Origin of the sequence: Yinghuangia seranimata (assembly GCF_029953285.1) — a bacterium.
Classification (GTDB): domain Bacteria; phylum Actinomycetota; class Actinomycetes; order Streptomycetales; family Streptomycetaceae; genus Yinghuangia; species Yinghuangia seranimata.
This window is the reverse complement of sequence record NZ_JASAOI010000049.1, coordinates 21,256-40,055: the sequence shown is the minus strand read 5'-3', so window position 1 is coordinate 40,055 and position 18,800 is coordinate 21,256. Positions and strand designations below refer to the sequence as shown.

Annotated in this window: 18 protein-coding genes; 12 read left to right on the top strand and 6 right to left on the bottom strand. The window is 70.8% G+C overall.

Going from position 1 to position 18,800, the window contains the following annotated elements; translation table 11 throughout:
- The first annotated feature begins 96 nt into the window (after nt 1-96).
- The 7 genes from QI554_RS29795 (at nt 97) to QI554_RS29765 (ending at nt 8,101) form a co-directional block, all read left to right on the top strand.
- Nucleotides 97-1,338, top strand: a complete 1,242-nt coding sequence (locus QI554_RS29795; RefSeq protein ID WP_281474182.1) for an amidohydrolase family protein — start codon at nt 97-99, stop codon at nt 1,336-1,338.
- 147 nt (nt 1,339-1,485) lie between these two features.
- Nucleotides 1,486-2,391: an SDR family oxidoreductase gene (locus QI554_RS29790; protein WP_281474180.1), complete on the top strand. Its 906-nt coding sequence runs from the start codon at nt 1,486-1,488 to the stop codon at nt 2,389-2,391.
- A gap of 31 nt (nt 2,392-2,422) precedes the next feature.
- Nucleotides 2,423-3,610: an acyl-CoA dehydrogenase gene (locus QI554_RS29785; RefSeq protein ID WP_281474178.1), complete on the top strand. Its 1,188-nt coding sequence runs from the start codon at nt 2,423-2,425 to the stop codon at nt 3,608-3,610.
- A complete protein-coding gene (locus QI554_RS29780; protein WP_281474176.1) occupies nt 3,610-4,596 on the top strand; it encodes an acyl-CoA dehydrogenase family protein in 987 nt (328 codons plus the stop codon). Before QI554_RS29785 ends, QI554_RS29780 begins: the two co-directional genes overlap by 1 nt.
- A gap of 178 nt (nt 4,597-4,774) precedes the next feature.
- Nucleotides 4,775-5,413: a Pr6Pr family membrane protein gene (locus QI554_RS29775; protein ID WP_281474175.1), complete on the top strand. Its 639-nt coding sequence runs from the start codon at nt 4,775-4,777 to the stop codon at nt 5,411-5,413.
- Nucleotides 5,414-5,649: 236 nt separating this feature from the next.
- Nucleotides 5,650-6,837: a globin domain-containing protein gene (locus tag QI554_RS29770; RefSeq protein WP_281474173.1), complete on the top strand. Its 1,188-nt coding sequence runs from the start codon at nt 5,650-5,652 to the stop codon at nt 6,835-6,837.
- A 55-nt stretch (nt 6,838-6,892) separates the two neighbouring features.
- Nucleotides 6,893-8,101 (top strand): nitric oxide synthase oxygenase, encoded by a 1,209-nt coding sequence (locus QI554_RS29765; protein ID WP_425528076.1) that lies wholly within the window; start codon nt 6,893-6,895, stop codon nt 8,099-8,101.
- A gap of 103 nt (nt 8,102-8,204) precedes the next feature.
- Here QI554_RS29765 and QI554_RS29760 read toward each other — a convergent pair whose 3' ends face one another.
- The 5 genes from QI554_RS29760 to QI554_RS29740 are packed head-to-tail and all read right to left on the bottom strand — an operon-like array spanning nt 8,205 to nt 12,760.
- A complete protein-coding gene (locus tag QI554_RS29760; protein ID WP_281474172.1) occupies nt 8,205-9,332 on the bottom strand; it encodes an acyl-CoA dehydrogenase family protein in 1,128 nt (375 codons plus the stop codon).
- A gap of 16 nt (nt 9,333-9,348) precedes the next feature.
- The gene (locus QI554_RS29755) at nt 9,349-9,834 is read right to left on the bottom strand and encodes a hotdog family protein (RefSeq protein ID WP_281474170.1); all 486 of its coding nucleotides are present in this window, start codon (nt 9,832-9,834) and stop codon (nt 9,349-9,351) included.
- The gene (locus QI554_RS29750) at nt 9,831-10,367 is read right to left on the bottom strand and encodes an FAS1-like dehydratase domain-containing protein (protein ID WP_281474168.1); all 537 of its coding nucleotides are present in this window, start codon (nt 10,365-10,367) and stop codon (nt 9,831-9,833) included. The genes QI554_RS29755 and QI554_RS29750 overlap by 4 nt, the downstream gene beginning before the upstream one ends.
- Complete coding sequence (locus tag QI554_RS29745) at nt 10,364-11,536, bottom strand: CaiB/BaiF CoA transferase family protein (RefSeq protein WP_281474166.1); 1,173 nt, start codon at nt 11,534-11,536, stop codon at nt 10,364-10,366. Before QI554_RS29745 ends, QI554_RS29750 begins: the two co-directional genes overlap by 4 nt.
- Before the next feature lie 36 nt (nt 11,537-11,572).
- Complete coding sequence (locus tag QI554_RS29740) at nt 11,573-12,760, bottom strand: acyl-CoA dehydrogenase family protein (protein WP_281474165.1); 1,188 nt, start codon at nt 12,758-12,760, stop codon at nt 11,573-11,575.
- 266 nt (nt 12,761-13,026) lie between these two features.
- Here QI554_RS29740 and QI554_RS29735 point away from each other — a divergent pair, with 266 nt between their 5' ends.
- Complete coding sequence (locus QI554_RS29735; RefSeq protein ID WP_343230823.1) at nt 13,027-13,632, top strand: DUF1016 N-terminal domain-containing protein; 606 nt, start codon at nt 13,027-13,029, stop codon at nt 13,630-13,632.
- Nucleotides 13,629-14,312, top strand: coding sequence for a PDDEXK nuclease domain-containing protein (locus tag QI554_RS29730; RefSeq protein ID WP_281474162.1), 684 nt, complete (start codon nt 13,629-13,631; stop codon nt 14,310-14,312). Before QI554_RS29735 ends, QI554_RS29730 begins: the two co-directional genes overlap by 4 nt.
- 203 nt (nt 14,313-14,515) lie before the next feature.
- On the opposite strand, the gene QI554_RS29725 is transcribed toward QI554_RS29730, so the two are convergent.
- Nucleotides 14,516-15,442, bottom strand: coding sequence for a cyclase family protein (locus tag QI554_RS29725; protein ID WP_281474160.1), 927 nt, complete (start codon nt 15,440-15,442; stop codon nt 14,516-14,518).
- Between the two features lie 251 nt (nt 15,443-15,693).
- Between QI554_RS29725 and QI554_RS29720 the strand changes: the two genes are divergently transcribed.
- The 3 genes from QI554_RS29720 (at nt 15,694) to QI554_RS29710 (ending at nt 18,722) form a co-directional block, all read left to right on the top strand.
- Nucleotides 15,694-16,617 carry an SDR family oxidoreductase gene (locus QI554_RS29720; RefSeq protein WP_281474159.1) on the top strand — a complete coding sequence of 308 codons (924 nt, stop codon included), beginning with the start codon at nt 15,694-15,696 and terminating at the stop codon, nt 16,615-16,617.
- A gap of 147 nt (nt 16,618-16,764) precedes the next feature.
- On the top strand, nt 16,765-17,949 hold the full coding sequence (locus tag QI554_RS29715) for an acyl-CoA dehydrogenase family protein (protein ID WP_281474157.1): 1,185 nt from the start codon (nt 16,765-16,767) through the stop codon (nt 17,947-17,949).
- On the top strand, nt 17,946-18,722 hold the full coding sequence (locus QI554_RS29710; protein WP_281474156.1) for an SDR family oxidoreductase: 777 nt from the start codon (nt 17,946-17,948) through the stop codon (nt 18,720-18,722). Before QI554_RS29715 ends, QI554_RS29710 begins: the two co-directional genes overlap by 4 nt.
- The last annotated feature ends 78 nt before the right edge of the window (nt 18,723-18,800 follow it).

Sequence of the window (18,800 nt, the reverse complement as noted above, 5' to 3'; positions counted from 1 at the left end):
GTGAGCCTCCTGACGGACCGTCGGCTTGCTGTTGCCTGCGGGGAGAGATTACGCTAAATCTGACGGTCCATCAGATTCAGTCCGTAGGAGGGGCCGATGAGCGCCAACCTGCACGAGCAGGACGCCACCGAGTCCGGCAACAGCTTCGGGGAACTCCCGAAGATCATCAGTGTCGATGACCACGTCATCGAACCGGCGCACCTGTTCGAGCGTTGGCTGCCGGCCAAGTACCACGACCGGGGTCCCAAGCACGTCCAGACCGGTATCGGGCAGCTGGAGTACACCGGCGCCAGCTACAAGATCACGACCGACCCGGACGGGCCGCTCGCGGACTGGTGGTTCTACGAGGACCTGCGCTTCCCGTACAAGCGGAACATCGCGGCCGTCGGCTTCAGCCGCGACCAGATGACGCTGGAGGGCATCACCCGCGAGGAGATGCGCCCGGGTCTGTACGACCCGAAGGAGCGCCTGAAGGACATGGACATCAACCATGTCGAGGCCTCCCTCTGCTTCCCGACCTTCCCGCGCTTCTGCGGCCAGACCTTCTCCGAGGCGAAGGACAAGGAGGTCGCGCTCGCGTGCGTCCGCGCCTACAACGACTGGATGGTCGAGGAGTGGTGCGGTGACTCGGGCGGCCGTCTGATCCCGCTGATCATCATCCCGCTCTGGGACGTCGACCTCGCGGTCGCCGAGATCATCCGCAACGCGGACCGCGGCGTCACCGCCGTGTGCTTCTCGGAGATCCCGGCGTTCCTGGGCCTGCCGAGCATCCACACCGGCTACTGGGACCCGTTCTTCCGCATCTGCGAGGAGCGCGGCGTCACCATCAACATGCACATCGGCTCCTCGTCGACGATGCCCGCCGCGTCCCCCGACGCGCCCGCGGCCGTCCAGGCGTCGCTGAGCTTCAACAACGCGATGGCGTCGATGGCGGACTTCATCTTCGCCGGCATCCCCGCGCGCTTCCCGAAGCTCAAGCTGGCCTACTCCGAGGGCCAGATGGGCTGGATCCCCTACGCGCTCGAGCGCATGGACGACGTGTGGGAGGAGCACCGCGCCTGGGCCGGTGTCGGCGACGGCCTGGCCGAGCGCCCGTCGTTCTACTTCCGGCAGAACATGTACGCGTGCTTCTTCCGCGACCAGCACGGCGTCAACTCGCTCGACGCCATCGGCGTGGACAACGTGACCTTCGAGACCGACTACCCGCACGTCGACTCGACCTGGCCGCACACCAAGAAGATCGCCGAGGAGCACCTGGCGGGCCTCGACAAGGAGACCGTCTACAAGATCATCCGCGGCAACGCGATCCGGATGCTCAACCTGGACTTCGACAAGTAGGACCCGAACGTCCACGGGGACGGCCTGCCGATGCGATGTGACGCGTCCGGCAGGCCGTTCCCGGGTATTTGACTAGTCGTCAGATCTAGACTCCAGGGCGCTGCACACAGGCCAGGGGTACTTCCAGAGGGGACCGGTAGAGCCGACATGGGTATCTGCGAGGGACGCGTCGTCATCGTCACCGGTGCCGGCGGCGGCATCGGGCGCGAGCACGCGCTGGCGTTCGCGCGCGAAGGCGCGCACGTGGTCGTCAACGACATCGGCGCGTCGCGGCAGGGCGACGGCCGCTCGCCCGGCCCGGCCCAGCAGGTCGTCGACGAGATCGTCGCAATGGGCGGCAAGGCCGTCATCAACTCCGACGACGTCGCCGACTGGGAGGGCGCCGGCCGCCTCGTCCAGACCGCGATCGACACCTTCGGCCGCCTGGACGTCCTGGTCAACAACGCGGGCTTCCTGCGCGACCGCATGCTCGTCTCGCTCAGCGAGGCCGAGTGGGACGCCGTCATCCGCGTGCACCTCAAGGGCCACTTCGCGACCATGCGCCACGCCGGCGCGTACTGGCGCGAGCAGGCCAAGGCCGGCAACCCGATCGACGGCCGCGTCATCAACACCAGCTCCGGCGCCGGCCTCATGGGCTCGGTCGGCCAGGGCAACTACGCCTCCGCCAAGGGCGGCATCCTCACGCTGACCCAGATCGCCGCCGTCGAGTTCGGCCGCTACGGCGTCACCGTCAACGCGATCGCCCCCGCCGCGCGCACCCGCATGACCGAGGAGGCCATGCCCGACATGGTCGCCGCGCCCACCGACGGCTCCTTCGACTTCTACGACCCGGCGAACGTCTCGCCGCTCGTCGTGTGGCTCGGCTCCGCCGAGTCCAAGGACGTCACCGGCCGCTGCTTCGAGGTCGAGGGCGACAAGGTCTCCGTCGCGATCGGCTGGCAGCACGGCCCCGAGGCCACCGCGGGGCGCCGCTGGAACCCGGCCGAGCTGGGCCCCGTCGTCGCCAAGCTCATTGACGAGGCGCCGACCCCGACGCCGGTCTACGGCGCCTGAGCCGCGGACGACCCGAAGGGACCTGGCAGACATGGACCTCAGGTACACCGAGGCGGAAGAGCGCTTCCGCGCCGAACTGCGCGCCTGGCTCGACGAGGCGCTGCCCAAGCTGCCGCCGAAGCCGGACCGCAACGACTGGCCGGGCCGCCGCGCGTACGACACCACGTGGCAGCGCATGCTCTTCGACGCCGGCTACGCGGGCCTGCACTGGCCGGTCGAGGCGGGCGGCAAGGGCGCCACCCCGACCGAGCACCTGATCTACCTCGAGGAGAGCGAGCGCGCGGGCGCGCCGTACGTCGGCGCCAACTTCGTCGGTCTGCTGCACGCCGGCCCGACGATCAACGCCGCGGGCAGCGACGAGCAGCGCCGCAAGTACCTGCCGGGCATCCTGTCCGGCGAGGACGTGTGGTGCCAGGGCTTCTCCGAGCCGGGCGCCGGTTCCGACCTGGCGTCGCTGCGCTGCCGCGCGGTGCGTGACGGCGACGAGTACGTCATCAACGGGTCGAAGATCTGGACGTCGCACGCCGAGGTCGCGGACTACTGCGAGATGCTCGTGCGCACCGACCCGGACGCGCCCAAGCACAAGGGCATCACCTGGCTGATCGTCCCGATGGACACCCCCGGCATCACCATCCGGCCGCTCGAGACCGTGATGGGGACCTCCGAGTTCGCCGAGGTGTTCTTCGACGACGTGCGTGTCCCGGTCGGCAACCGGGTCGGCGAGGAGAACGACGGCTGGCGCGTCACCATGGTCACGCTGTCCTTCGAGCGCGGCACCGCGTTCGTCAGCGAGGTCGTCGCGTGCCAGAAGCTGCTGCACGACCTGGCGGAACTGGCCAAGAAGGTCACCCGGCGCCAGGCCACCGCGTGGGACGACGTCGCGCTGCGCCGCGAACTCGGGCACCTCACCGCCGAGTTCGAGGCGCTGTGGGCGCTCACCAAGTGGAACGTCTCCGAGGCCTCGCGCTCCGGCGTGCCGGGCATCGGCGGGTCCGTGTTCAAGCTGCGGTTCTCCGAGACCAAGCAGAAGGTCTACGACCTCGCGCACCGGCTGCTCGACCGCGCCGCGCTGTGCGTCGAGGACGTCGCGGGCCTGCCCAGCGGCCACCTCATGGACGAGCGGCTCTCGTCGCTGTCGTACACGATCGCCGCGGGCACCTCGCAGATCCAGCGCAACATCGTCGGGGAGCGCATCCTCGGCCTGCCGAAGGAACGCTGATGGACTTTCAGCTCAGTGAAGACCAGCGCGACCTGGCCACCGGCGTCCGCGAGTTCTGCGAGGGCCGGTTCGACCGCGACCGCATGCGCGACCTGGTCGACAAGAACCGCGTGCCCGGCATGGTCGACCGCGCGCTGTGGACCGAGCTCGCCGAGACGGGCTTCTTCAGCCTGCGCGTACCCGAGGCCGAGGGCGGCGTGGGGCTCGGCAGCGCCGAGGCGGTGCTGGTGTACGAGGAGGCCGGGCGCGTGCTGCTGCCCGGGCCCCTGGTGGCCACGCACCTGGCCGCGTCGCTCGGCGGCGACCTGGGCGCGGGGGCCGCGTCCGGTGAGCTGATCGTCGGCGTCGTGGACGCGGAGGACAGCCCGATCCTGGTCGAGCACCTCGACGTCCTCGACGTCCTGCTCGTCCTGGACGAGGACGGCATCCGCCGGGTTGCGCCGTCGTCCGTGTCCGGCACGGCGGTCAAGAACCCCGTCGACCCGTTCACACCGCTGCACCACGTCGAGGCGCTGCCGGAGGGCACCCGCGTCGGCGACGCCGACACCGCCGCCCGCTTCCGCCGCGAGGGCGCCGTGCTGACCGCGGCGGTGCAGCTCGGCATCGCGGGCCGGCTGACCGAGCTGGCGACCCAGTACGCCAAGGAGCGCGAGCAGTTCGGGCGCGTCATCGGCGGCTTCCAGGCGGTCAAGCACCTGTGCGCCGAGATGCTGGTGCGCACCGAGATCGCGCGTGCGGCCGTGTACTCCGCGGCGGTCACGCTGGACGACCCGGTCGTCGGCGACCTCGCCGTGGCCGTCCCCGCCGCCAAGCTGATGGCGGACGACGCGGCCACCCGCAACGGCAAGGACGCCACCCAGGTGCACGGCGGCATGGGCTTCACCTGGGAGGTCGACGTCCACCTGTACCTCAAGCGCGCCTGGGTGCACGCCACCCAGTTCGGCGGCGCCGAGGAGAACGAGGAAGCACTGGCGGCGACGCTGTAGGTGACGCGGCCGCGGTACCACTGCGGACTGTGCGCGGGACCGGCTCCGGCCGGCCCCGCGCACAGCCGTGTCCGGGGACGGTTCGGGCCGGGCGCCGCGGCCGCCCGTGTCGCCGACTCGCCCGCCGACGGGCATCGTGGTGGGGACGACACCCGACGGGCCCTGAGGAAGTGCTGGCATGACCGGACGCATGTGGGTCAACGTGCTGCGTGTCGTCTTCGGCCTGCTCGCGGCCGCCGCCCTCGGCGCCGCCGCCGTGGAGGCACCCACGGCCGGCGCTTTCGTCAGTGACTTCACCGTCCTCGCGGCGGCCGCGTCGTGCGCCCTGCTGCTGTACCTCGGCGTGCAGGGCCTGCGGGAGCCGCCCGACGGGGCGCCCAGCCGGCTCCTGGACAACGTGCGCGGGGCGGTCGTCCTTTACCTGGCGGTCCCCGGCATCGTCTTCGGCCTCCTGCCGGTCACCCAGCCGAGCACACTGGCCGTGCCCTGGGCCACCACGGTGATGGACGGCGTCCTCCCGCTCGTCCTCGCGGCGGACTGGCTCCTGACCCCGCCGAGCCGCCCCGTGAGCTACCAGGACGCCGCGGGCTGGCTGGTGTTCCCGCTCGCCTACACGGCGTACGCCCTGATCCGCGGGGCGGCGACGGGCGACTACCCGTACCCGTTCCTCGACCCGGCCGTGGGCAACGGCGGCTACGGACGGGTGACCGGGGCGGTCTTCCTGCTGCTGGTGCTCTTCGTCGCGGTGGGGTCGCTGGTCCGCCAGCTCGGCAGCACGCTGGCCACCCGCCCGGGCCCGACCGCCGAGGCGGTCTGACCCCCACCCGTTCGGCGTAACATACGCATACGTATGGATTTGTCATGACGCGCGTAACCCGGAGATCCGCGACTTAGCCGACTTCCCCCGCACGCCGTGAAGAACCGGTCCCGAGACTTGCGCCGCCCCGCCGAACACATGGAGGGTGGTTGATCAGTAGCCCAAAGCGACGACCTCGTGGCGGGCTGCCGATGCGCATCGCCGCTTGCCGTTGGGGGTGGAGCAATGGGGCGAAATTGTCTGAGAACGACGCCGAACTCATACGTGCCAACCTGGAGGTGGTCGCCCCGCGGGCGGGCGAGCTGACATCACACTTCTACGCGCTGCTGTTCCTCCGGGAACCGAGCCTGCGCGAGCTCTTCCCGCCCGCGATGGACACCCAACGCGACCGCCTCGTCCAAGCGCTCGTCCGTATCGTCGGGGACCTGGAGAACGCCGAGGCGCTCTCCGGATACCTCGGCCGACTCGGACGCGACCACCGCAAGTTCGACGTGCTCGCCGAGCACTACACCCTCGTCGGCGAGTGCCTGGTCGCGGCGCTCGCCCGCTACTCGGGCGACACCTGGAACCAGGCCGTCGCCGACGCCTGGGGCCGTGCCTACACCGCGGCCGCCGGGCTCATGACCGGGGCCGCCGACCTGGACGCCGCCGTCAACCCCGCGCACTGGGCGGGCGAGATCGTGGCGCACGAGCGCCCCGCCGACGACATCGCGGTGGTGACCGTACGGCCCGACGCGCACTACCCCTACCGGGCCGGCCAGTACGCGACCGTCGAGACGCCCTGGTGGCCACGCGTCTGGCGGGCCTACTCGATCGCCAACGCACCTGACGGGAACGGCCTGTTGACGTTCCACGTCCGCGCCGTCCCGGCCGGCTGGGTGAGCAACGCCCTTGTGCGCAAGGCCCGTGTCGGCGACCGCGTCAAACTCGGGCCCGCGCAGGGCGAGATGGTCGTCGACCACCGCCAGGTCCACCCGGTCCTGTGTGTGGCCGGCGGCACGGGCCTCGCACCGCTGAGGGCGATCGTCGAGGAGATCGCCTACGTCGGGTCCGACCGCTTCGTCGACGTGTTCTACGGCGCGAGCACGCACAGCGGGCTGTACGGCCTCGACGACCTGCTGCGACTCGCGCAGCGCGTGTCGTGGCTGAAGGTCCGCCCCGCCGTCGACGACGTGGCGCTGGCCGGCATCAGCGGCGCCATCGCCGACGTACTGGCCGAGTACGGGCCGTTCTACGGCTGCGACGCGTACCTGAGCGGTCCGCCCGAAATGGTGCTGGAGAGCTCCCGGGTGCTGCGGAGGCTCGGCCTGCCCGCCGAGCAGATCCACCACGACCCGGTGACCCTCGGGTTCGGGGTGCCGCCGTCCGCGGCCGCCGAGGCACCGCGCGGCCGCGACTCCCGTGAGCGCGCCAATGCGTACTGACCCCGCCCGCCCTACGGGTTGCCCCGCCCGAGACCTGGCCCCGCTGAGGACGACCGTGAGCACCGACACCGACCACGCCGCCGCGACCGCCATCCCGTCGCCGGCCCCCGCTCCCGCCGCGAAGCGCGGCGTCGCCGACCCCGACGAGGCCCGTGAGTTCCTCGCCGGCTTCCACCGCGAGACGGCCGCCGCGGGCCGGGGCGAGGAGGCGTTCGAGGCGCGCTGGCGCGAGGTGCGCACACAGATCGACAGGTCCGGCACGTACACCCACACCCTCGACGAACTGACGTGGGGCGCACGGGTCGCCTGGCGCAACTCGGCGCGCTGCATAGGCCGCCTCTACTGGAACAGCCTGCACATACGCGACCGGCGCGGCATGTTCCGGGTCGGGGACGTCGCCGCCGAGTGCGTCGAGCACCTCCGCTCCACCTGGCGCGGCGGCCGCATACGCCCGACCATCACCGTCTTCGCGCCGGACACCCCGGACCAGGCCGGGCCGCGGATCTGGAACGAACAGCTCGTCCGGTACGCCGGGTACGTCATGCCGGACGGCACGCGCGTCGGCGACGGCCGCACCAGCGGCATCACCACGTACGCCCGCAGCCTGGGCTGGCGCGGTCCCGGCGGCCGGTTCGACGTCCTGCCGCTGATCGTGGAGCACGAGCGGGACGGCGTGCGGTGGTTCCCGCTGCCGCGCAACGCGGTGCACGAAGTGCCCATCACCCACCCCGAGTACCCGCAGGTCGCCGAACTTGACCTGCGCTGGCACGCGGTGCCCGCGATCGCGAACATGCGCCTGGAGATCGGCGGAGTCACGTACGGCGCGGCGCCGTTCAACGGCTGGTACATGCAGACGGAGATCGGCGCCCGGAACCTCGTCGACGCCGACCGGTACGACGTCCTGCCGGACCTCGCGCGGCTGCTGGGCCTGGACACCTCCAGCGAACGCACGCTGTGGCGCGACCGCGCACTGGTCGAGCTGAACCGTGCGGTCCTGCACTCGTTCGACACCGCCGGCGCGGCGATCACCGACCACCACACGGAGTCCGAGCGGTTCCTGCGCCACCTCGGCCGTGAGGAGGACGCGGGCCGGGGGTGCCCCGCGGACTGGAGCTGGATCGTTCCGCCGGTGTCGGGCGGGCTGACGCCGGTGTACCACCGCTACTACGACGCCTACGACGAGGCGGAGTTGCGGCCGGCGTTCGTCCTCGACGACGAAGCGGTGCAGCGCGCGCGAGGGGAGACCCCGGTCCGCGAGGGGTGAGGCCCGCCCGCGGGTGATCCGCCTTCCGTCACGCGAAGGCCCGTGAAACAGCGCGGTGGCCGCGCACCGAATCCGGTGCGCGGCCACCATGAGAGGAGTGTCGTCAGGCGTCCAGGAGCTGCGCCGCCACGAGTTCCTCCAGGTAGCGGTCGTCCCACCAGTTCAGCTGAAGGGACTTGGCGCGCCGGAAGAACAGCTGGACGTCGCACTCGACGGTGAAGCCCATGCCGCCGTGCACGTGCACCGCGAGGTCGCTGACCTCACGGTAGGTCTTGCACGCGAACAGCTTGGCCATCGGCGCGAGCTTCTCGACGCCGCGCCCTGTGTCGCGCGCCCACGCCGCCTCCCACACGAGGGTCTCGGCGCCGTCGACGGCGGTGACCGCGTCCGACAGGTCGTGGGCGATCGCCTGGAAGGCGCCCAGCGGCTTGTCGAACTGCTTGCGGGTCTTGGCGTACTCGACGGTGATCTCCAGCACCCGCCGGGCGCCGCCGACGGCCTGGGCGGCCAGCAGGATGACGCCGTCGTGCAGGACGTCCGACCACACCGGCCAGCCGCCGCCGACGGTGCCCACGACGTCGTCCGGGCCGACGCGGACGCCGGCCAGGTCGAGGCGGTGCTGCACGTCGGACGCGACCGTGCGCTGCGCGGTGAGCGTGACGCCGTCCGCGGCCGGGTCGACCAGGAACAGCGTGACGTCGGTCGGCTCGCCGCCGGTGCGCGCGAGCACCAGCACGCGGTCGGCCGAATCGGCGTACGGCACATGCCGCTTGGTGCCGGTGAGCAGCCACCCGTCGCCGTCCGGCGTGGCGGCCAGCGCGACGCCCTTGGGCCCGAAGCCACGGTCGGGCTCGAGCCACCCGGTGGTCACCACGGCCTCGCCGGAGGCGATCTTGGGCAGCCACTCCTGGCGCTGCTCGTCGCTGCCCGCGGCCGTCAGCACGCCGCCCGCGACGACCGAGCTGACGAAGTGCGGGGACGGGGACAGGGCGCGGCCGAGTTCGTCGTAGACGACGACCGCGTCCAGGAACGACATCTCCGAGCCGCCCCACTTCTCCGGGATGGTGAGCCCGGTCAGGCCGCTCTCGCCGAGCTTGGCCCAGAAGTCGGCCGGGTAGCCCTTCTCGTCGTCCTCCATCGCGCGCACGACGCCGAGGTCGGCGTGCCGTGCGGCGAGGCCGCGCACGGTCTCGCGGAGGACTTCCTGCTCGTCGCTGAATTCGAGGTCCATCGAAGCTCCTTCCGCGTCACGGGGTCCAGCGCTCGCCGCGCCGGTCCCACGGGTTGTCGTCGTCGGACACCGGGACGGCGACCCGGGCCTCGCACGTGGTCTTGGGCTTGCCGTCCACCGTCAGGGACACGTCGAGGGTGACCCAGCCGCAGCCGGACCCGTCGGTGGAGACGTCCTTGACGGTCGCGTTGTAGACCATGCGGTCGCCGGGGAACACCGGCGACGTCATGCGGAACACGACGCGGCCGATGCGGCCCTTGGGGCCGGTCCAGTCGGTGAGGTACCGCTCGAACCAGGCGCCCTGGTTGGGGGTGTTGAGGAAGATGTCCTGCACGCCCTGGCGTTCCACGGCGAACTTGGAGTCGTGGTGCATGGGCCGCCAGTCGCGCGACGCGAGCGCGCCGAGGATGACGGTCGTCGCGGTGACGTCGTGGGCCAGTTCGGGCAGCGTGTCGCCGACCTTCACCTGGTCGAGCGTCAGCGCCGATGCGGTGGTCGTCATGCCGACGCCTCCCTGCGGTAGCCATAGCCGGTGTACGACTCGGTGCCCAGCAGCTCGCCGTTCTGGTTGTGGTACTCCACGTCGATCACCCAGAACCGGCCGATGCCGAGCTTGGTGCGCTTCTCGCCGCTGACCGACTTGAGCACCTGGCGCGAGCGGATCAGGTCGCCCATCCGCACCGGCTCGTAGAACACGTTGGTGTTGTCGGTCATGATCGCCTCGGGCAGGCCGAAGCGCTTCTTGAGGTCGAAGTGCACCTGGAGGGAAAGCTGTTCGCCCTCCGCGCCGGGCGCCCAGTAGTGCGGGCGGGCGTACGCGGACAGCAGGCTCGGCGGCGAGATCGGCCCGCCGGTCACCTCTTCGGCGACTTTGGCGTCCCAGTAGACCGGGTTGCCGTTGAAGACCGACGCGCAGCTGGTCCACACGTAGCCCTGTTCGACCGGGAAGTCGCCGGTCTTCTCGTACTGGTACTGCCCGATGAGCGCGGCGACGTCCTCGGGGAGGGTGTCGTCCAGCGGGGTCGGCTCTGTCACGCCACCACTCCTTGATCGCGTAGTGCGCTGATCCGGTCGGCCGCGAGACCGGCGCGGGCCAGCAGCTCGTCGGTGTCGGTCGCGTCGGACTCCCGGCACACGTACGGCTCGTCGGCCGGAACCATGCCCGCCAGCACCGGGCCGATCTGCCGGAAGGTGCCGTGCGCGGGGTGCTTCGCGGTGACGAACGCGCCGCGTGCGGCGAACTGTTCGTCCTCGACCAGCTCGGGCACCGACAGCACGCCGGACACGCAGGTGTCGGCCGGCGCGAGCTCGGCGACCCACGTGTCGCGGTCCTTGGTGCGGAACACCTCGGCCATGTCGCGGCGTATGTCGTCCTGCACCGCGTCGTCGTTCTGGTGCCGGGTCCACTTGTCGAGGCCGAGCAGGCCGCACAGGTTGGCCCAGAACCGCGGTTCGATGGCCGCGACGGCGAGCCACTTGCCGTCGCCCGCCTGGTACGTGTCGTAGCAGGCGTAGCGGCCGAGCAGCAGGTTGGAGCCGACCTCGACGTCCTGGCCGGTGGCCAGGAACTCGTCGACGGACAGCGCCATCAGCGCCAGGACGCCGTCCGCGACCGACACGTCCAGGTGGCGGCCGAGGCCGTCGCCGGACGCGGCGCGGTGGTGCAGCGCCGCGAGGATCGCGATGACGGCGTGCATGCCGCCGCCGGCGCTGTCCGCGACGGTCGCGCCCGGGATCGGCGGCCCGCCGTCCGGGCCGGCCCCGGTCAGGTGCAGGAACCCGCCGCTGGCCAGGTAGTTCAGGTCGTGCCCGGCCTGCTGCGACTTCGGGCCGGACTGGCCGAACCCGGACGTCGAGCAGTACACGATGCCCGGGTTGGCGGCGGAGACCGCCGCGTACCCGATGCCGAGCCGGTCCACCACGCCGGGCCGGAAGCTCTCGATCACGACGTCGGCCTCGGCGGCGAGCGCGAGGAACGCGTCGCGGCCTTCCGGCGCCTTGATGTCGAGCAGGACCCGCTTCATGCGGCGGTGTGCGCTGTACGAGAAGAAGGGAGGAGCGATCTGCACGCCGCTCTTGGCGGGGACGGGGCCGACCTTCACCACGTCCGCGCCGTAGTCGGCGAGCCAGCGCGAGGCGCGGGCCGCGGGGCCCACGCTCGCCAGATCCAGCACGGTGACGCCTTCGAGGAGCTCAGTGCCCATCGTCGGGGTTCTTCTCTCGGTTTCCTCGACGGCCCGTCAGAAGTTCTTCGGGAGGCCGAGTTTGCGCCGGGAGATGATGTTCTTCTGCACCTCGGAGGTGCCGCCGCCGATCGTGTCGAGCACGGTGTAGCGGTACGTCGACTCGGCACGGCCCTTCATCGGCGCCTCGTCGGTGCCGACCTTGAGCTGGGTGCCGGCGCCGCCGAGGTCCATGGAGGCGTTGGCCAGCCGCTTGGACAACTCGGTCGCGTACAGCTTGTACTCGGACGCCTCGGTGGTGGGCGGCGCGCCGCCCTTCTCGGCGGCCGCGACGACGCGCAGCCCGAGCAGCCGGGCGACCTCGGCCTCGGTGGCCAGCGTGGCCATCTTCTGGCGGACCACAGGGTCGGCGGCGAGCGGCTCGTCGTCGCGCGTCGCGGTCTTCACGTAGTCGGTCAGCAGGTTGAGGCGCTGCTCGATGGGGGCGAACGAGAACATCGTGAAGCGCTCGAGGTCGAGCGCCTGCGAGATGTACTGGAAGCCCTTGTTGAGCTCGCCGACCACGTAGTCGTCCGGGACGAAGACGTCGTCGAAGAACACGTCGTTGGTGCGCTCGTCGCCCATCGTCCAGATGCCCCGGACGGTGACGTCCGGGTGGTCGAGTGGGACGAGGAACAGCGTGATGCCGTAGTGCTTGGGGGCGTCGGGGTCGGTCCGGGCGCCGACCCAGTACCACTCGGCGAAGTGCGCCGACGTGGTCCAGGTCTTCTGGCCGTTGAGCACCCAGCCGCCGCGCTCGTCGTCACGGGTGGCGCGCAGCTTCATGGAGGCGGCGTCGGAGCCGGCCTCCGGTTCGCTGTAGCCGACCGCGAACTCGACCTCGTTGTTGAGGATCTTGGGCAGGAACTCGGCCTTGAGCTTCTCGCTGCCGACGGCGAGCAGCGTCTTGCCGATGATGCCGACGCCCTTGCCGATCTGCGGGCCGCCGCGGCCGGCGAGGGCCTCGTTGAGGATGTACTCGTAGATTCCGTCGCCGTCCTGGCCGCCCCATTTCTCGGGCCAGGTGATGCCGAGCCAGCCCTGGTCGGCGATCTTGCGCATGAAGGCGCGGCGGGCGGGGGTGTCGACGATCTGGGCCATGTTCTCCCGGGTGACGTCGAACACCTCGGGATCGTCGTTTTCGTCGAGGAAGCGCTTCACCTTGTCGGCGAAAGTGCGCTGATCGGGAGTCAGTTCGAAGTCCACGGCCGCTCCTGGGGGCGCGCGTGCAGGGACCGACGGATGGTGCACGTGCGCCGGTCACCACAGAAACCTGACGGACAGTCAGATCAACGTAGCACCGGGTCAAGATCAAATCGAGCGGCCCGGCCGCGATCTCGGGGAAAGATCGAAAATATCTGACGCCCCGTCGGAAACCTCTCGCCGGCGCGTGCCCCGCAGGTCCGGAGGGCGTGCGCGCCCGCGCGGGTGGCGCGCCCCGGGCGCACCGCGGAGGTCCGGGTGATCTTCGAATGTTCGCCCGCCAAACGGGGAACACATGGCCGAGCTTGGTCGCCATGACGCATGACTCGCGCAATTCCGGTGCGCCGAGCGATCCGGAACCGCCCCCTACGTATGGCGAACTGCTTGGCGAAATCAACGCGGAGGTGGCGAACGCGCCACTGCGCACGACCCGGGCGGCGGACGTCGCCACCATCCGCCACTACTGGCGCGTCGGCTCCGTCCTCGCCCACCCGCGCTACCGCGACGCCGTGGGCACCCGCCTGTGCACACGCCTCTCCAAGGACCTCCACGCCGCGTTCCCCCAGCACAAGGGCCTCTCCGGCCCCAACCTGTGGACCATGCGCCGCTTCGCCGACGCCTGGCCGGACGGCGTCGACCTCCTCCCGGTCTCCCGCCTCCCCTGGCGCCACGTCGTCACCCTGATCAACGCCCTGGACGCCCGCCCCGAACGCGACTTCTACGCCCTCCGGGCCCTCGAGTACGGCTGGTCCAACAGCGTCCTGGTCCACATGATCGACATCGACCTCCACCTCCGACACGGCGACTCCGCCCCGGGCCCGCCGCCGGGCACGGGGCACTTCAACCTGTACGCGATCTCCGGAGGAGAACAGTGACACCCGACAAGAACCCCGCCCCCGGCACGAGCTGCCCTGCGGAACTCCCGCCGAGCTACGACGCCATGCTCGGCGAGATCAAGGCGGAGATCGCCACATCGCAAGTACGCCTCATCCGCGCGGTCAACACCGAGCTGATCGGCCACTACTGGCGCATCGGGAAGATCATCCTTGCCAGGCAGCAGAACGAGGGCTGGGGTGCCAAGGTCGTCAACCGGCTCGCGGTGGACCTGCGTGCCGAGTACCCCGGCCGGAAGGGGTTCTCCCGAGCGAACCTCCACTACATGCGGCAGTTCGCCGAAGCGTGGCCGGAGCCAATTGTCCAACAGCCTGTTGGACAATTGCCTTGGGGCCACATCGCGATGCTGCTGGGCAGCCTCGACACCCGCTCCGAGCGGGACTTCTACGTGGCGGTGGTTGACGACCTTGTGCGCGACCCGGACCACGATGAGCGGACCGTTGGCATCCTCATCGCCGCGGAGCGGAACGCGGCCGTCGTGCAGTACGCACTCAACAACTCGAACCAGCCCATGGCCGTATCCACATACGGCGGGTTGCCCCCTCAGATGCAGGCATTGCTGCCGAGTGCCGAGGATCTGACGCGGGTGGCGCATGCGGTGCTGGACGGGCAGGACGCCAGGGGGGTGTTGCCCGGGCCGCATCGTGGGCGGCGGTGGTGAGGTGGGCGAATCCGGTCTGTGGGCGGTCGGAGGTGTTGACCGTTCGTCGAGCGGTGATCACTCTGGGTGTGGCGGTCCTTCGCGAGGGGACGACGAGGCGTCCGGCGGGCACCTTGACGAAGTCGGGTCGCCATAAAGCAGGATGACGGCGTTTCAGCCTGTGGTGTGGCCGAAACGCCGTCATCCGGCGGTTGCTTGAGGTGCTACTTGATCGCGATCGGGTTGACCGGCGAGCCGACGCCGCCGACGAACGGCTGCGGGGAGGCGTCGAGGAGGAACTCGTAGACGCCGTCGGCCTTGCAGTCGGCGGCGAGTTCCTCGAGGTTCCAGTTCTGGCCCTGGAGCATGCCCATCTCGACGAGGTGGAGCGCGTGGACGGCCATGAAGCAGTCCTCGATCTCGGGCGGGAAGACCTCGAAGGTCACCGTGTCGTTCGCGACCGCGGCGACGTCGCGGGCGTGGAACCACTCGGGGCAGCGCACCGACAGGCCGGGGCTGAAGAAGTAGTTGTCGCGGTCGCCGCCGAAGTAGACGGTGATCTGGCCGGTGCGGACCAGGACGATGTCGCCGGCGCGGACCTTGACGTTGCCGAACTCCTCGGCGGCCTCCAGGTCCTCCGGGGTCACGGCGTACATCGGCTCGAGGCGCTCGACGCCCTTGGCGCCCGCGACGTCGAGCAGGACGCCACGTGTCACCAGCGTCTTGATGCGCTCGATGCCGAGGTTGACCGCACCGTTCTCGGCGGTGACGGTCTCCTTGGCGGAGAAGCCGTTGTAGAGGCGGTCCTCGTACGTGGCGTGCGTGAAGCCGTCCCAGTGGGTGCCGGCCTGGATGCCCATCGTGACCGCGTCGTCGCTGGTGGCGACGGTGCCGGGGCCGAACACCTCGTGGTTGACCAGGAAGGTGGTGAGCTTGGGGTTGTCGCGGCCCGGGATCATGCCGTTCTGGATGCCGTCCTCGCGCAGCTCGACGGCCAGCGAGAAGCGCTTGCCGGTCTTGACGCACGCGGCGGCGGCCTTGACGACGTCGTCGGTGACGAGGTTCATCGTCCCGATCTGGTCGTCCTTGCCCCAGCGCCCCCAGTTGTTGACGCGCTTGGCCAGTTCTGTGAACTCGGCGGGCATGGGCATCGCGGACCTCCTGGCAAGCCTGGCTGTGGGGTGCGGCACTCTACCCGTAGAAACTAACGTACCGTCAGATACTGTCGGGAGAGGCAGTTCTCACATGGCGTCGATCTTGGCGGCGGACCGGCCGCGGGCTTGGCTACGGCCGGGCCTCGGGCTCGGGCACGCGCCCGGTACGGCGACCATGCTAGGGACCAACAGGGCCGTTGGACAGTGTCCGCGCGGGCATGTCGCAGGCCGATCCGAAGGGGCAGAACATGGGTGACTTCCTGACCGGCAAGGTCGTCGCGGTGACCGGCGCGGGCCGGGGTATCGGCCGTGCCGTGGCGCTCGCCGCCGCCGCCCACGGGGCGAAGGTCGTCGTGAACGACTACGGCGTCGCGATGGACGGCTCCGAGCCGACCAGCGAGGTCGCCGACGCCGTCGTCAAGGAGATCGAGGCGCTCGGCGGCGAGGCCGTCGCGGTGGCGGACTCGGTCGCCTCGATGGAGGGCGGCGCGCGCATCGTCAACGCCGCGGTCGAGAACTGGGGCCGCATCGACGGCGTCGTGACCGTGGCCGGCAACCTGCGTGAGCGCATGCTGTTCAACATGTCCGAGGACGAGTGGGACAGCGTCATCGCGACCCACCTCAAGGGCACCTTCACCGTCGTGCAGGCGGCGTCCAAGGTCATGAAGACGCAGGGCTTCGGCTCGATCGTCGGCTTCACCTCGGGCGTGTACGCGCTCGGCTCGGTCGCGCAGGCCAACTACGCGGCGGCCAAGGGCGGCATCGTGTCGTTCATCCGCTCGGCGGCGCTGGGCCTCAACAAGTACGGCGTCAACGCGAACTGTGTCGCGCCGGTCGCCCGCACCCGCATGTCCGAGAACGTCCCGATGACCCTCAAGGAGATCGGCGACCCCGAGGACGTCGCGGAGCTGGTCGTCTTCCTGCTCTCCGACCACGCCAAGGAGATCACCGGCCAGGTCTACACGACCGCCGGCCCGAAGATCGCGCTGTGGGACCAGCCGCACGAGATCAAGGCGATGTACAGCGACGACAAGTGGACCGCCGAGCGCATCGCGGCCACCCTGCCGGGCGCCATCGGCCAGGACCCGATGCCGGTCCTCGCCCAGCTCAAGGAGTACGCCGCGGCCGCCGCGGCGAAGAAGGCCGCCGAGGCGGCCGCGGCGCAGGGCTGAGCCCCACCCGTACCGCCGGCTCCGCCGGGTCGGCCGCACCCTCCGCGCGAGGGGGCGGCCGGCCCGTCCCGCCGTCCCCTCCCGGCGCACGCACCCCACGCATTCCACCCATCCCATCCCTCCATCCCTCCGAGAAAGTGACGAGCCGTGGACTTTCGCTACAGCGACGAGGATGAGGAGTTCCGGACGGAAGTCCGCGAATGGCTCCGCGAGAACCTCGCAGGCGAGTTCGCCGCCGCCGTCGGCACCGGCGGCCCCGGCAGCGAGCACGAGCACTTCGAGATCCGCCGGGAATGGGAGCGGCGGCTCGGCGAGGGCGGCTGGATCGGCCTCGACTGGCCCAAGGAGTACGGCGGCCGCGAGGCCACGCTGATGCAGCAGGTCATCTTCGGCGAGGAGTACGCCCGCGCCAAGGCCCCCGGCCGGGTCAACCACATGGGCGAGAACCTGCTCGGCCCGACCGTGCTGGCGTTCGGCACCGACGAGCAGAAGGCCCGCTTCCTGCCGCCCATCGCGCGCGGCGAGGAGCTGTGGTGCCAGGGCTACTCGGAGCCGGGCGCCGGCTCCGACCTCGCCGGGCTGCGCAGCACCGCGGTGCGCGACGACGAGACCGGCGACTGGCTGATCAGCGGCCAGAAGGTGTGGACGTCGCTCGCCCACGAGGCCGACTGGATCTTCGTGCTGGCCCGCACCGAGGCCGGGTCCACCCGGCACAAGGGCATCACGTTCTTCCTCGCGCCGATGGACCAGCCCGGCATCGAGGTGCGGCCGATCGTCCAGCTCACCGGCACCAGCGAGTTCAACGAGGTGTTCTTCGACGGGGCCCGGGCCAGGCCGGAGCACGTCGTCGGACAGCTCGGACAGGGCTGGGGCGTCGCGATGGGCCTGCTGGCGTTCGAGCGCGGCGTCTCGACGCTCGCCCAGCAGATCGGCTTCGAACTCGAGCTCCAGGCCGTCATCGACCGCGCCAAGGACAACGGCGCGATCGACGACCCGATCCTGCGCGAACGGCTGCTCCAGGCCTGGATCGACCTCAAGGTGCTGCGCTGCAACGCGCTGCGCACCCTCGGTTCGCCGGACCCGGGCGCGCCGTCCGTCGCCAAGCTGGTGTGGGGGACCTGGCACCAGCGGCTCGGCACGCTGGCCATGGACGTCGGCGGCGTGGACTCGACGCTCGCCGCCGAGTTCCCGTACGAACTCACCGAAGCCCAGCGGCTGTTCCTGTTCACCAAGTCCGACACCATCTACGGCGGGTCGAACGAGGTCCAGCGCAACATCATCGCCGAGCGCGTCCTCGGCATGCCCCGCGAACCCAAGGGAGAAGCCAAGTGACCGCGCCCGAGTACGTCCCCGGCCACGGCCTGCTGGCCGGCAAGACCGTGCTGATCACCGCCGCGGCCGGCACCGGCATCGGCTTCGCCGCCGCGAAGAAGGCCGCCGAGGAGGGCGCCGTCATCGCGATCAGCGACAAGCACGAGCGTCGGCTCGGCGAGGCCGCCGACGAACTCGCCAAGCTCACCGGCGCGCGGCCGCTCGCGGTGCCGTGCGACGTCACCGTCGAGGAGGACGTGCAGCGCCTCGTCGACACCGCGGCGGCCGAACTCGGCGGCATCGACGTCCTGATCAACAACGCGGGCCTCGGCGGCCAGGTCGACCTCGTCGACATGACCGACGACCAGTGGAACCTCGTCCTGGACGTCACGCTCAACGGCACCTTCCGCATGACCCGCGCCGCGCTGCGCCACATGCAGCCGCGCGGCAAGGGCGTCATCGTCAACAACGCCTCCGTGCTCGGCTGGCGCGCGCAGAAGGGCCAGGCCCACTACGCCGCCGCCAAGGCCGGCGTCATGGCCCTGACCCGCTGCTCGGCCGTCGAGGCCGCCGAGTTCGGCGTGCGGATCAACGCGGTCGCCCCGAGCATCGCGATGCACGCCTTCCTGGCGAAGGCCTCGTCGGAGGAGCTGCTTTCGGCCCTCGCCGGCGCCGAGGCCTTCGGCCGCGCCGCCGAACCGTGGGAGGTCGCCAACGTGATGATCTTCCTCGCCTCGGACTACTCGTCGTACATGACCGGTGAGGTCGTCTCCGTCAGCAGCCAGCGCGCCTGACGCGGAACCCGCGACGCCTCGGGGGCGTACGGACATCCGTCCGTGCGCCCCCGCCGCGTTCCGGCCGACGGGCGCGGC

Bases quoted from the DNA above. Each gene is read 5' to 3' on its own strand.
- QI554_RS29795 (WP_281474182.1), top strand. From the start codon at position 97: ATGAGCGCCAACCTGCACGAGCAGGACGCCACCGAGTCCGGCAACAGC.
- QI554_RS29745 (WP_281474166.1), bottom strand. From the start codon at position 11,536: ATGGGCACTGAGCTCCTCGAAGGCGTCACCGTGCTGGATCTGGCGAGC.
- QI554_RS29785 (WP_281474178.1), top strand. From the start codon at position 2,423: ATGGACCTCAGGTACACCGAGGCGGAAGAGCGCTTCCGCGCCGAACTG.
- QI554_RS29760 (WP_281474172.1), bottom strand. From the start codon at position 9,332: ATGGACCTCGAATTCAGCGACGAGCAGGAAGTCCTCCGCGAGACCGTG.
- QI554_RS29720 (WP_281474159.1), top strand. From the start codon at position 15,694: ATGGGTGACTTCCTGACCGGCAAGGTCGTCGCGGTGACCGGCGCGGGC.
- QI554_RS29725 (WP_281474160.1), bottom strand. From the start codon at position 15,442: ATGCCCATGCCCGCCGAGTTCACAGAACTGGCCAAGCGCGTCAACAAC.
- QI554_RS29780 (WP_281474176.1), top strand. From the start codon at position 3,610: ATGGACTTTCAGCTCAGTGAAGACCAGCGCGACCTGGCCACCGGCGTC.
- QI554_RS29775 (WP_281474175.1), top strand. From the start codon at position 4,775: ATGACCGGACGCATGTGGGTCAACGTGCTGCGTGTCGTCTTCGGCCTG.
- QI554_RS29755 (WP_281474170.1), bottom strand. From the start codon at position 9,834: ATGACGACCACCGCATCGGCGCTGACGCTCGACCAGGTGAAGGTCGGC.
- QI554_RS29735 (WP_343230823.1), top strand. From the start codon at position 13,027: ATGTTCGCCCGCCAAACGGGGAACACATGGCCGAGCTTGGTCGCCATG.
- QI554_RS29790 (WP_281474180.1), top strand. From the start codon at position 1,486: ATGGGTATCTGCGAGGGACGCGTCGTCATCGTCACCGGTGCCGGCGGC.